The sequence below is a fragment of the Actinoplanes sp. NPDC049598 genome, from assembly GCF_040675435.1.
Lineage (GTDB): Bacteria > Actinomycetota > Actinomycetes > Mycobacteriales > Micromonosporaceae > Actinoplanes.
In genome coordinates, this window is record NZ_JBFAOX010000018.1 from 30,808 (window position 1) to 43,234 (window position 12,427).

Sequence of the window (12,427 nt, forward strand, 5' to 3'; positions counted from 1 at the left end):
AGGTACAAGCCACTAGCGCTGCTGCTTCAGCACCCGGTCGCGGAGGTGTTCGGGGACGAGCTCGATGAGCTGGTCGGGGCGCAGGGGCAGGTCGAGCAGGCTGAGCTTGATGCGGGTGCGGCGTTCGTGGGCGGCCCGGTCGAAGCGGACCACGTTGACGGCGTGGGGGCGCAGCTCGACGGTGAGGTCGGTGTCCGGCTCGATCGTCACGGTGTCGGCGCCGTCGAGGGAGACGCGGGACGGGGCGGCGCCGCGCAAGGTGATGACTTCGGCGCCGCCGAGGACGATGGGGCGGCTGATGCCGGACATCGGGGCGACCGGGGTCAGGCCGATGGCGGGCACGGACGGGGAGATGATCGGGCCGCCGGCCGCGTAGTTGTACGCGGTGGAACCGGTCGGCGTGCAGACCACGACAGCGTCGCAGCGGAAGTAGCCGTGCTTGACGCCGTTGAGCGCGAGGTCGAGGGCCACCGACGTCCAGGGCCGGCCGGCCGTGACGACCACGTCGTTGAAGGCGAGGCTGTCACCGACCGCGAGGCCGCTGTGCGGCTCCAGGCTGAACTCGCCCGCCATCAGCCGGTCGAGCGCCGCCGACAGCTGGGCGGGGGTGGTCTCGATGAGGAAGCCGAGGTTGCCGTGGTTGACGCCGAGGATCGGGGTCGGCCGTCCGGCCATCAGCCGCATCGCGCCGAGCATGGTGCCGTCGCCGCCGAGGCTGAAGACGAAGTCGACCTGCTCGGCGAAGTCGGCGTCCTCGACCGCGTCCAGGCCGAGCCGTTTCGCGTCGGCGGGGCGGGCCACCACCCGGCCGCCGGCCCGCGCCGCCGCCTGGACGACCGTGGCGACCGAGTCGCTCACGTCGTTGCGCGGGTGGACGACCAGGCCGAGAACCATGTTGTTGCCCATGTCGACGACCGTAGCGAACGGAAGATATACATTTCCGCTCATCGGAGTGAAACAGCCGATACATAGCGTCACCGCATGGCTGACACCATCGCGAGCACCCCCGAGGATCTGGTCGAGGCCGCCGGCATGCCGGCCGGCAGCGGCGTCGTCAAACCGGGGTACGACCCCCGGCTGACCAATGAGGACCTGGCCCCGCTCCGTGAGCAGCGCTGGGGTTCGTACAACATCTTCGCCTTCTGGATGTCCGACGTGCACAGCGTCGGCGGCTACGTGACCGCGGGCAGCCTGTTCGCGCTGGGCCTGTCGAGTTGGCAGGTGCTGGTGTCGCTGGTCGCCGGCATCACGATCGTCTACTTCTTCTGCAACCTGGTGGCCAAGCCGAGCCAGCGCACGGGCGTCCCCTACCCGGTGATCAACCGGACGGCGTTCGGGGTGCTCGGCGCGAACTTGCCGGCCATCATCCGGGGTGCGATCGCGGTCGCCTGGTACGGCATCCAGACGTACCTGGCCTCGGCCGCCCTCGATGTCGTGGTGCTGAAGTTCTGGCCGGGCCTGGCCCCGTACGCCGACGTCGACCAGTACGGTTTCCTCGGTCTGCCGCTGCTCGGCTGGTGCACGTACGCCGTCCTGTGGGTCCTGCAAGCGGCGGTCTTCTGGACCGGCATGGAGACGATCCGCAAGTTCATCGACTTCTGCGGCCCGGCCGTCTACGTCGTGATGATCGCGCTGACCGGCTATCTGATCTACAAGGCGGGCTGGAACGAGATCGACCTCAACCTCGGCGACGTCCGGTACCACGGCTGGGACGCCCTGCCGATCATGCTGGGCGCGATCGCCCTGGTCGTGTCCTACTTCTCCGGCCCGATGCTCAACTTCGGCGACTTCTCCCGGTACGGCAAGTCGTTCCGCGCCGTCAAGAAGGGCAACTTCCTCGGCCTGCCACTCAACTTCCTCGCCTTCTCGCTGCTGGTCGTGATCACCTCGTCGCTGACCCTGCCGGTCTTCGGCGAGCTGATCACCGACCCGGTCGAGACCGTCTCGAAGATCGACAGCACGTTCGCCATCGCGCTGGGCGCGCTGACCTTCACCATCGCCACCATCGGCATCAACATCGTGGCCAACTTCATCTCGCCTGCCTTCGACTTCTCCAACGTCAGCCCGCAGCGGATCAGCTGGCGGATGGGCGGCATGATCGCCGCGGTCGGCTCGGTGCTGATCACCCCGTGGAACCTCTACAACAACCCCGACGTCATCCACTACACGCTGGAGACCCTGGGCGCCTTCATCGGCCCGCTGTTCGGCGTGCTGATCGCCGACTACTACCTGGTACGCCGGCAGCAGGTCCACGTCGACGACATGTTCACCATGGACCCGAAGGCCCGCTACTGGTACCGCAAGGGCTACAACCCGCCGGCCATCATCGCCACCGCCACCGGCGCCGTCGTCGCCATGATCCCCGTGTTGTGGACCGGCGGGCCCGGCATGCACACCGTCGCCCAGTACAGCTGGTTCATCGGCTGCGGCCTCGGCTTCGCCGTCTACCGTGTCGCGACCTTGAAGAAGGCCTGATGCTCCTCCGGGTCATCAATCCCAACACCACCGCGTCGATGACGGCGCTGATCGGAGCGAGTGCCCGGGCCGCCGCGAGCCCGGGCACCACGGTCGAGGCCGTCACGTCCGTCATGGGGCCGGCCTCCATCGAGTCGCACTACGACGAGGCCCTGGCCGTCCCCGGCGTCCTGCGGGCCATCATGGACAGTGACGCTGACGGTTACGTCATCGCGTGCTTCGGAGACCCCGGACTCGACGCCGCCCGCGAGATCACCTCTCGCCCGGTCGTCGGTATCGCCGAGGCGGCGATGCACGCCGCCACGTTGATCGGTCGCGGTTTCAGCGTGGTCACCAGCCTGGGCCGTACGCTCGGACGGGCGCACGACCTGGCCACGCGCTACGTGGCCGCGGGCGCCTGCCGGGGCGTGCACGCGTGTGACATCCCGGTGTTGCGCCTGGAGAGCGACCCCGGCGTCCGCAAGAAGGTCCTCGACCTGGCCCGGGAGGCATTGACGGCCGACGGCTCGGACGTGATCGTGCTGGGTTGCGCGGGCCTGGCCGACCTGCCCGCCTGGCTGAGCGCCGAACTCGGCGTCCCAGTGATCGACGGCGTGGCCGCGGCCACCACACTGGTGCAGTCGCTGGTCACGCTCGGCCTGCGGACCTCGGGGCGCGACGAGTACGCCGCCCCGCCGCCCAAGGCGTACACCGGGATCCTGCGGGCCTTCACGACGACGGCGAGAATAGACCCGTGTCCCGCGGCAGATCCTCGATAGCCGCCTGCAGCCGATGGTGATGCGCGGCGAAGACGGCGATCAGACTCTCCGCGTCCCGTGCGCAGAAAGCCGTCAGCATCCCGGCATGATCCGCGTGCAGCAGCTCGCGGGCCGCGTCGTCCACATGCGACATCGGCTGCAGCGGCTCGGTCATGTTCCACGCCATGTCCAGCATGTGCAGCAACCGGCGCATCCGGCAGGGCCGGATCAGCGCCAGATGGAACCGGCGGCTCTCCCGGTGATACAGCTTCCCGTCGTACGCTCGCACCGCCGCGTCCAGCGCCCGGTGGGCCGCCCGGGCCGACTCGTCGTCGTCCGCCCCGGCCCGCTCGATCGCGGCCCGCAGCGCCGCCGTCTCCAGCGCCTCCCGCACCAGATAGATCTCGGCGAACTCGGCCGCGGTCATCATGGCCACGCGGTACCCGCCGTTCGGCCGGTGATCGACCAGGCCCTCGCCGATCAAGGTCATCAATGCTTCCCGGACCGGAATGCGGCTGACCTTGAACGCGGCCGCCACCGCGTCGACGGGAATCGCCGAGCCGGGCGGCACGCCCCCGTCCAGGATGGCGCCGCGCAACTCGTCCAGCAGCACACCCGGCGGCCGGTCGGCCAGCCGCGCGACCAGGGCCGACCTCCGGCGGGGACCCGACATGCCCGGACCCTAGACCCGTTCCGTTACAACTCTGCTACCGCGGCGAAGTGTGCGTGCGCACGCACACTTCCTCGCGGTGCCCGCTCGCCCGCTGCGGCCGGTCGCTCCTTTATCCACTGCGGCTGTTTGCCCACAGCGGAAGAAGTGGCCGCTTCCGGGGCCCGCGTGGTTACTCTGGCGGCACGCGGCCGACGGGAGGTTTTCGGTGAATCTGCGGCATGATCCGATGCGGTGGGGCCAGCCCCCGCCGAACCCCGAGCCCTGGCCGCCGCACCTGCCGCCCGGGGCCGGGCCGGGGCTGCCCGGCTGGCTCGAGGAGCGGCTGTTCGACCAGCGGATCGTCATGATCCGGGGCCCGCTCACCCCCGAGGGCGCCACCGGCATCGCGGCCGCGCTGCTCACCCTGGACGCGGCCGGCCCAGGGCCGGTGCAGCTGCACGTGGCCAGCGCCGGCGGCGAGCTCGGGGCGGCCCTCTCGGTGATCGACGTGATCGACTCGATGGCGGCGCCGGTGCACGCGGTGGTCACCTCGGAGGCGGCCGGGGCCGTGGTCGCGGTGCTCGCGGCGGCCGAGCGGCGCGCCGCCTACCGGCACGCCCGGTTCCGGCTGACCGAGCCGCGCGCGGCCGCCGTCAGCGGCACCGCCGACGAGGTGGCCCGGGCCGCCGGGCAGCACCTGCGCGAGCTGGAGGAGATCATCATCCGGCTGGTCGAGCTGACCGGGCAGAGCCGCAGCCGGATCGAGGACGACCTGTCGGCCGGCCGAGGTTTGACCGCCCAGGAGGCCCTCGAATATCACCTGATCGAGGAGATCATCGGCAAGGCATGAAAAAGCCCCCGGGGAAACCCGGGGGCTTTTCACAAGGCTGTGTTACTGCGCGACCTTCACACCCATGGAGCGGGCGGTGCCGGCCACGATCTGGATCGCGGCGTCGAGGTCGTTCGCGTTGAGGTCGGGGAGCTTGCGCTCGGCGATCTCCTTGACCTGCGTCGCGTTCAGCGTGCCCGCGGTCTGGGTCAGCGGGTTCGACGCGCCGGACTGGATGCCGAGGGCCTTCTTGATCAAGAAGCTGGTCGGCGGCGTCTTGTAGGCCAGCGTGTGGCTGCGGTCCTCGTAGACGCTGACGATCACCGGGATGATCTCGCCCCGGTTCTTCGAGGTGGCCTCGTCGTACTCCACCTTCACGGCACGCATGTTGGCCCCGGTCGGACCAAGCATCTTGCCGAGGTCGACCATCGCGGCGTTACCCGCCTCAAGCGCGAGGGTTACCTCATGAGTCTTTTTCTTGGGCGGCATTGCGTAGGGCTCCTTAAGGTGAGCTGCACAAGCCAAGGACGCAGCTCGCCAGCTTCATCAACACACGACAACCCCGAGACCTTACTACCGGCACGTTTAGTGGGTCAAAACGGCGGCGGGTCTCAGGTAGCAGGACTAGTGTAGCTCGGCCTCTAGTACTGGTCGCACTGGCACCGCTTCATCAGCGCGCGCACCGACGCCACGTACTCCGGGTTGGGCAGCTCCTTGGCCGCGGCCGCCTGCTCGACGCCCCCGGCGCCCGCGTTGTAGCCGGAGATCACCACGTTCAGCAGGCACCACGACGACGCCGACTTGCACTTGGCCGCGCTCAGGTTGTAGCTGCCGCCGAAGTACCGGTCGCCGGCCCACTTCGTCAGCCAGGCGAGGTAGTTGCCGCCGACCAGGACGTTCTGATTGAACACCGAGGCCTCGTAGCCCAGGCCGAACCGGTTGTTGATCATGTCGACCGTGTCCGGCATGACCTGCATGACGCCGGCCCCGCCGTCGCAGTTGTGGATGTTGCTCTGCCAGCCGCTCTCCTGCCACGCCACCGCCTTGATCAGCGGGTAGTTGATGCGCAGGCTGGGGGCCTCGGTGCGCCAGTACTGCTTGGCCGCGGCCGCCTTGAGCGCCGCCTTGACCTTGGTCTTGGCGACCGGCTTGGTCTTGTCGTAGTGCGCGCAGTCGGGGAGCTGGCTCCAGAACGGCGGCACGGTCGGCTCGGCCGACGGCGGCTTGGTGGTGGGCTTCTTCGACGGCGCCTTGCTGGTGGTGGTCTCCACCGGCTCCGGCGTGGGACTCTCGGCGCTCGGCTCGAACTCCGGCTCGGCCGAGTCGCCGGCCGCCACCGCCGACGGCACCGGATCGGCGGCCGCCTTGTCCTCGTCCTTACCGCCCAAACCGCACCCGGCCGCGACCAGCAGCGCGACCAGACCCAGGGCCCAACTCCTCCGAGCCATATCGGTCCGACCTTTCCCCGTCAGTGGAATCGATGCGGACGCTACAGATCACGGCCCGGGCGCGCTGACCCTTAAGTCGTCGCTTAAAGGCTGGCCGGCAAATCAGACAAACCTGATGTGATGCGGAACCGGTCCCGTCGATCCAACCCCGGCCCGCGACAGCAACCAACACCGGGGACAATGGTGTCATGCAGACCCGCACCGACCTACGCAACGTCGCCATCATCGCCCACGTCGACCATGGCAAAACAACCCTGGTCGACGCCATGCTGCGCCAGGGGAGCCAGTCCCACGCGCGGGGCGAGATGGCCGACCGCGTCATGGACTCCATGGACCTGGAGCGGGAAAAGGGCATCACCATTCTCGCCAAGAACACGGCGATCAGCTACCAGCCCGCCGAGGGTGACCCGGTCACCATCAACATCATCGACACTCCCGGCCACGCCGACTTCGGCGGCGAGGTCGAGCGCGGCCTCACCATGGTCGACGGGGTCGCCCTGCTCGTCGACGCCTCCGAGGGCCCGCTGCCGCAGACGCGGTTCGTGCTCCGCAAGGCGCTCGCGGCCAAGCTCCCGATCATCCTGATCATCAACAAGGTCGACCGCCCGGACGCGCGCATCAAGGAGGTCGTCGACGAGACGTACGAGCTCTTCCTCGACCTCGACGCCGACGAGCACCAGATCGAGTTCCCGATCGTCTACGCCTGCGCCCGCGACGGCATCGCCTCGCTGACCCAGCCCAAGGACGGCACCGTCCCCGAGGACAGCACCGACCTCGAGGTGCTGTTCAGCACGATCCTCGAGACCATCCCGGCCCCGACCTACACCGAGGGCGCGCCGCTGCAGGCGCACGTGGTCAACCTCGACGCGTCCAACTTCCTGGGCCGGCTCGCGCTCTGCCGCGTGCACGAGGGCACGATCCGCAAGGGCCAGACCGTGGCCTGGTGCAAGACCGACGGCACGATCAGCAACGTGCGCATCTCCGAGCTGCTGATCACCGAGGGCCTCGACCGCAAGCCGGCCGAAAGCGCCGGCCCGGGCGACATCATGGCCGTCGCCGGTATCGCCGACATCATGATCGGCGAGACGCTGGCCGACGCGGAGAACCCGATCCCGCTGCCGCTGATCACCGTCGACGAGCCGGCCATCTCGATGGTCCTCGGCACCAACACCTCGCCGCTGGTCGGCAAGGTCAAGGGGGCCAAGGTCACCGCCCGCATGGTCAAGGACCGCCTCGACCGCGAGCTGATCGGTAACGTCTCGCTGCGCGTGCTGCCGACCGAGCGCCCCGACGCCTGGGAGGTGCAGGGCCGCGGTGAGCTCGCCCTGGCCATCCTGGTCGAGCAGATGCGCCGCGAGAACTACGAGCTGACCGTCGGCAAGCCGCAGGTGGTCACCAAGACGATCGACGGCAAGGTCCACGAGCCGGTCGAGCGCCTGACCATCGACGCCCCCGACGAGTACATGGGCGCCATCACCCAGCTGCTCTCGACCCGCAAGGGCCGCATGGAGGAGCTGATCAACCACGGCACCGGCTGGCTGCGCATGGAGTGGCTGGTTCCGGCCCGGGGCCTGATCGGATTCCGTACGGAATTCCTCACCGAGACCCGCGGCACCGGCATCATGCACCACCTGTTCGAGGACTACGAGCCGTGGTTCGGCGAGCTGCGCACCCGCAACAACGGCTCCCTGGTCGCCGACCGGGCCGGCGCGGTCACCCCGTTCGCCATGATCAACATTCAGGAGCGTGGCTCGCTCTTCGTGGAGCCGACCACCGAGGTGTACGAAGGCATGATCGTCGGCGAGAACTCCCGCGAGGACGACATGGACGTCAACATCACCAAGGAGAAGAAGCTCACGAACATGCGGGCCGCAAGCGCCGACAACACCGAAAAGGTGATCCCGCCGCGCAAGCTGTCGCTGGAGCAGGCCCTCGAGTTCTGCCGCGAGGACGAGTGCGTCGAGGTCACCCCGAGCGCGATCCGCATCCGCAAGGTCATCCTGGACCAGCAGACCCGTGGCCGCCAGGCCGCCCGCCGCAAGCACGCCCAGTAGTTCGAGCGCACGAAAAGGCGCCCCGGGTCATCGACCCGGGGCGCCTCTCATTGGTATCAGACCTGCGTGTCAGTCAGTTCCCTCTTCCGATCCCGGTTAGATTTGGCGAGGCTGGCCACCGTGGCCACGCCCAGCGTGCCCAGGATGATCAGCAGCGACAGCCAGATCGGGATCTCCGGCGCCCAGTGCACCTCGTGACCACCGTTGATGAACGGCAGGTTGTTGGTGTGCAGCGCTTCGAGGAAGAGCTTGACGCCGATGAAGGCGAGCACGGCGGCGAGCCCGATGTTGAGGTAGACCAGGCGTTCCAGCAGACCGCCGAGCAGGAAGAACAGCTGCCGCAGACCCATCAGCGCGAACACGTTGGCGGTGAAGACCAGGTACGGCTCCTTGGTGATGCCGAAGATGGCCGGGATGGAGTCCAGGGCGAACAGCAGATCCGTCGTACCGATGGCGATCATCACGATCAGCATGGGCGTGAACAGCCGCTTGCCGGTCTCGGTGACCACCGTCATCTTGCCGCTCTCGAACGACGACGAGACCGGAAGGGCCTTCTTGGCCCAGCGGATCAGAATGTTCTCCTTGAAGTCCTCCTCGTCGTTCTCGCCCTCCTTGAGCAGGTTGATGGCGGTGTAGACGAGGAACGCGCCGAACAGGTAGAAGACCCAGGAGAACTCGGAGATCAGCGCGGCCCCGGCGGCGATGAACGCGCCCCGCATCAGCAGCGCCAGCACGATGCCGATGAGCAGCACCTTCTGCTGGAACTTCCGGGGCACCGCGAAGCGGGCCATGATGATCACGAAGACGAACAGGTTGTCGACGCTGAGCGAGTACTCGGTCAGCCAGCCCGTGTAGAACTCGGCGGCGTAACTGCCGCCGGCGGTGACCCAGACACCGACACCGAAGACCAGGGCGAGCGCGACATAGAACGCGACCCAGCCCCCGGACTCCTTCATCGAAGGTTCGTGCGGCCGGCGCCCGATGATCAGCAGATCAACGGCGAGGACGGCGACGAGAGCGACCAGGGTGACGATCCACACCCAGGTGGAGACGTTCAACAGGAACCTCCGGCAGACACGGTTCGACGCTGCGCCCACTCATGGAGCATGTGGGAACAGCGACGTGCGACTGTCGGAGGTCTCTTCCGCCGCAACCCGCGAGAGGCGGGGAATCGCGACCGCCGGCCCCGGGCGCGCCCATGAGGGCACTCCGTGTTGACGAGACCGGCGCGGGGGAATACTCCCCTCCTACGGCAGCCATTGTGACGCATACCCCGACACATTGGCAGGGTGCCCCGGCAAAGGGTGGCCAGTCTCTCGGCCAAACCTCCCAAGCAGGACACTTGCCACCCTCCGGTGCGTCGTCAGCGGGCCACCTCTTGGTAACTCTGTGCCCGCCCAGGGCATCCCTCATGCCCCGAGAGCGACTCACTCATCACCATGGGCGACCCACCAACAACCTTGGTGGCATCCTAGGAGGCTAGTTCGACAGTTCCTGTGGGAAGCTGGCGACCATGGTTCTCGAGGTCGCGCTGATCGACATCAAGTCCGGTGAAGAGGATGCCTTCGCAGCGGCTTACCAGGCCGGCCGCCCCATCCTGGCCGGCACGCCCGGCTGTCTCTCGGTCCGCATGACCCGTGGCGTGGAGTCCCCGTCCCGTTTCGTCCTGCTGGTCGAGTGGGAGACCGTCGAGGCCCACCTGGAGAACTTCCGGGCCACCGACCGCTACGTCCAGTGGCGCGGCCACATCGGCCAGTACTTCGCCACGCCACCGCTGGTCGAGCACTTCCTCGACGTCCCAGCCAGCTGAGCCGCGGCCGGGCCGCCTCGGCCAAGCGATGTTCCGCCCGGCTGGTTTGCGGCTGGGTCGCCCGGTCAAGCGACGTCCCAGCCGGCTGAGCCGCGGTCGGGTCGCCCTCCGGCCGGCTGAGCCGCGGTCGGGTCCCCCTCCGGCCGGCTGAGCCGCGGTCGGGTCCCCCTCCGGCGGGCTAGTCCGTGGCCGGGTCGCACCGGCCAAGCGACGTCCCGGCCGGCTGAGCCGCGTCCGAGTCGCCCTCCGGCCGGCTAGTCCGTCGCCGGGTCGCCCTCGGTGAGGCAGTAGACGCCGCCGGCCGGGTCGCGCAGGGTCGTCCAGTGCGGCCACTCCCCCACGAAGGTCGCGCCCAGCGACTCGTGCCACGCGCGCCCGGCGGGCCGGTCCGAGCAGGTGACGTCCAGGTGGGCCGAGATCGGCCGCTCCTCGCCGAGGCGCTGCAGCAGGAACCGGACGGGAATCGGCGGCTCCGGCTGCAGCCGCCGGAACTCGCCGAGCTCCCCGCTGTCCAGCCGCCAGCCGGTGGCGATCTCCCAGAAACGGACCTCGTCCTCGAAGCTCGACGGACCGACGTCGATGCAGATCTGGTGGGGCCGGGTGGTCACTCCGCCCGGTCCGGCGAAGGGCCTCGGCCGTACGCTCTGATCGCGCCACCGAGCCACGCAGAAGGCCAGCCCGCCGGGCGACCGCAGCGTCACCCAGTCCCCGTGATCGCACACCAGACCGGCGCCGGCCGTGAGCACCCGCCCGGTGAACCCGGCCGGATCGTCGACCCACAGGTCGGGGTGGGTGCCGCCCTCGCCCGAGCGCACCTCCTGGATCTCCACCCAGTCGTCGCCCGCAGCCGTGCCCAGGCGAACGAAGCCGGGGTCGCGCTGCGCCTTCGGCTCCGACCCGGTCACCTCGGCCCAGAACGAGACCGCCGCGTCCAGCGTCCCAGCCGGCCGGTCCAGAAAGACGTCCACCCACCGAATCATCAAGCCACCCCATCCATCCGTGCATCCAGTCCGTGCCGGCCAGTCACCGGGCGGGCTACCCGCAACCGTGACCCGCAAGCCCCTCCCGGCCCCGATTCTCGCCGGTCACCGCGAAGATGGGCGCCCCGCACAGATGGGCCCACGCAAAGGGGGGCCCCGCGCAGATGTGCCCGAACAGATGGGCCCGCGCCCGAACAGATGGGCCCGCGCGAAGTGGCCCCGCGCAGATGGCCCCGCGCAAAATGGCCCCGCGCAGATGGGCCCGCGCAGATGGCCCCGCGCAGATGGCCCCGCGCAAAAGAGCCCCGCGCAGATGGGCCCGCGCAGATGGCCCCGGCGCAAAAGGGCCCCCGCGCGAAAGGGCCCCGCTCAGATGGGCGAGCCCTCCGCAGACGGACGAGCCCCCGCAGATGGGCGGGGCCGCCTCGTCATGGCGCCGGCCGGTAGCGGGCTCGGCGGCCCCGGTTGCGGAAACCCAGGCCGCGGTAGACCGCGGCCGCTCCCGGGTTGTTGACGTTGACGGTGAGCCAGGCGTGGTCGCTGCCGTCCGCTTGGAGCCGGGCGAGGGCCTCGCTCACCAGGGCGGCTGCGAGCCCGCGCCGGCGCGCCGACGGCACCACCCCCACCTGGATGATCCAGTCCCGGGCCGCCGTCACGAATCCCGCGTCGCCCACCCCGGGCAGGCTGACCAGCAGCGAGCAGTCCGGCCGGAAGTCCTCGTCCTCTTCGTTCTCGTCGATCCAGTCGTCAGCCCGATAACCGGGGAATCCCGGCCTGTCCCGGAACGACGCGTCGTAGACGGCGTGAAATCGCCGCGCGACCTCCCCCGACCAGGACACCATCGCCGCACCCTCCGGCCACACCGCCGCCGGCGGCTCTCCCGCGAGGTCGGCCCACATCACGTCCTCGGCGAAGTCCTGCCGCAGCCCCCGCGTATCGAACAAGGCCGCCGCATCATCAGTCAGCGACTCAGCCTCAACGTTGACGACTCGCTCACCGTCAGCAGCCACGTCGCTTCCGGCAGCCGAAGGTGAGCCACCCTCCGCAGCGGCGCCGGGGGCGAGGTGAGCGGCAAGCGCGCCGCGGCGTGGTGGGGCGGCAAGGGCGCGGACCTCGGCGAGGCCGCGGTCGAGCACGAGGGCGCCGAGGCCCCGGCCGCGGGCGGCCGGGTCGACGAGGCCGGTGAAGGCGGCGCCGCCCAAGATCGGGCGAGCCGCGCCGGCCGCCGTCAGCCGGCCGCCGGCGTCGCGGCGGGCGAAAGTCACGACGCCCTGGCCTGCCCAGCGGCCGGCAAGGAAACCGGGCTCGACGGCGAGCGGCAGCCCGCCGTCGGCCTCGAAGCAGCGCTCGGCCAGGGCGACCAGCTCCGGGGGCACGCCCGAGAAGCCGTCCCACCCGGTCCCGTCGGTCATCCCGGCAGCCTAGGCGAGGCCACCGGGACG

12 protein-coding genes are annotated in these 12,427 nt (G+C 69.6%); 5 read left to right on the plus strand and 7 right to left on the minus strand.

The features are described 5' to 3' along the window. Nucleotides 1–12: 12 nt before the first annotated feature. Complete coding sequence (locus AB0J66_RS33535) at nucleotides 13–906, minus strand: NAD(+)/NADH kinase (RefSeq protein WP_364669346.1); 894 nt, start codon at nucleotides 904–906, stop codon at nucleotides 13–15. A 75-nt stretch (nucleotides 907–981) separates the two neighbouring features. Here AB0J66_RS33535 and AB0J66_RS33540 point away from each other — a divergent pair, with 75 nt between their 5' ends. Together AB0J66_RS33540 and AB0J66_RS33545 are read left to right on the plus strand one after the other, a co-directional pair. Further along, nucleotides 982–2,475, plus strand: a complete 1,494-nt coding sequence (locus tag AB0J66_RS33540; RefSeq protein ID WP_364669349.1) for an NCS1 family nucleobase:cation symporter-1 — start codon at nucleotides 982–984, stop codon at nucleotides 2,473–2,475. Then, nucleotides 2,475–3,233 (plus strand): aspartate/glutamate racemase family protein, encoded by a 759-nt coding sequence (locus tag AB0J66_RS33545; RefSeq protein WP_364669352.1) that lies wholly within the window; start codon nucleotides 2,475–2,477, stop codon nucleotides 3,231–3,233. The genes AB0J66_RS33540 and AB0J66_RS33545 overlap by 1 nt, the downstream gene beginning before the upstream one ends. Here the strand turns inward: AB0J66_RS33545 and AB0J66_RS33550 are convergent. Then, nucleotides 3,184–3,885: a GntR family transcriptional regulator gene (locus tag AB0J66_RS33550; protein ID WP_364669355.1), complete on the minus strand. Its 702-nt coding sequence runs from the start codon at nucleotides 3,883–3,885 to the stop codon at nucleotides 3,184–3,186. The two genes, AB0J66_RS33545 and AB0J66_RS33550, sit on opposite strands and share 50 nt — an antisense overlap. A 205-nt stretch (nucleotides 3,886–4,090) precedes the next feature. Here AB0J66_RS33550 and AB0J66_RS33555 point away from each other — a divergent pair, with 205 nt between their 5' ends. Beyond that, complete coding sequence (locus tag AB0J66_RS33555; RefSeq protein ID WP_364669357.1) at nucleotides 4,091–4,714, plus strand: ATP-dependent Clp protease proteolytic subunit; 624 nt, start codon at nucleotides 4,091–4,093, stop codon at nucleotides 4,712–4,714. A gap of 42 nt (nucleotides 4,715–4,756) precedes the next feature. On the opposite strand, the gene AB0J66_RS33560 is transcribed toward AB0J66_RS33555, so the two are convergent. Continuing rightward, nucleotides 4,757–5,182, minus strand: coding sequence for a 50S ribosomal protein L11 (locus AB0J66_RS33560; RefSeq protein WP_364669360.1), 426 nt, complete (start codon nucleotides 5,180–5,182; stop codon nucleotides 4,757–4,759). A gap of 152 nt (nucleotides 5,183–5,334) precedes the next feature. Further along, nucleotides 5,335–6,141: a transglycosylase SLT domain-containing protein gene (locus AB0J66_RS33565; RefSeq protein ID WP_364669363.1), complete on the minus strand. Its 807-nt coding sequence runs from the start codon at nucleotides 6,139–6,141 to the stop codon at nucleotides 5,335–5,337. 188 nt (nucleotides 6,142–6,329) lie between these two features. Here AB0J66_RS33565 and typA point away from each other — a divergent pair, with 188 nt between their 5' ends. Continuing rightward, nucleotides 6,330–8,195, plus strand: coding sequence for a translational GTPase TypA (gene typA / locus AB0J66_RS33570; protein WP_364669366.1), 1,866 nt, complete (start codon nucleotides 6,330–6,332; stop codon nucleotides 8,193–8,195). A gap of 56 nt (nucleotides 8,196–8,251) precedes the next feature. Here typA and AB0J66_RS33575 read toward each other — a convergent pair whose 3' ends face one another. Beyond that, nucleotides 8,252–9,253 carry a TerC family protein gene (locus AB0J66_RS33575; RefSeq protein ID WP_364669369.1) on the minus strand — a complete coding sequence of 334 codons (1,002 nt, stop codon included), beginning with the start codon at nucleotides 9,251–9,253 and terminating at the stop codon, nucleotides 8,252–8,254. Nucleotides 9,254–9,708: 455 nt separating this feature from the next. Between AB0J66_RS33575 and AB0J66_RS33580 the strand changes: the two genes are divergently transcribed. After that, nucleotides 9,709–10,005: an antibiotic biosynthesis monooxygenase gene (locus AB0J66_RS33580; RefSeq protein ID WP_364669371.1), complete on the plus strand. Its 297-nt coding sequence runs from the start codon at nucleotides 9,709–9,711 to the stop codon at nucleotides 10,003–10,005. A 254-nt stretch (nucleotides 10,006–10,259) separates the two neighbouring features. Here the strand turns inward: AB0J66_RS33580 and AB0J66_RS33585 are convergent, their stop codons facing one another. Continuing rightward, the gene (locus tag AB0J66_RS33585; RefSeq protein WP_364669374.1) at nucleotides 10,260–10,973 is read right to left on the minus strand and encodes a VOC family protein; all 714 of its coding nucleotides are present in this window, start codon (nucleotides 10,971–10,973) and stop codon (nucleotides 10,260–10,262) included. Between the two features lie 440 nt (nucleotides 10,974–11,413). Then, nucleotides 11,414–12,397 (minus strand): GNAT family N-acetyltransferase, encoded by a 984-nt coding sequence (locus tag AB0J66_RS33590; protein WP_364669376.1) that lies wholly within the window; start codon nucleotides 12,395–12,397, stop codon nucleotides 11,414–11,416. Nucleotides 12,398–12,427: the final 30 nt, after the last annotated feature.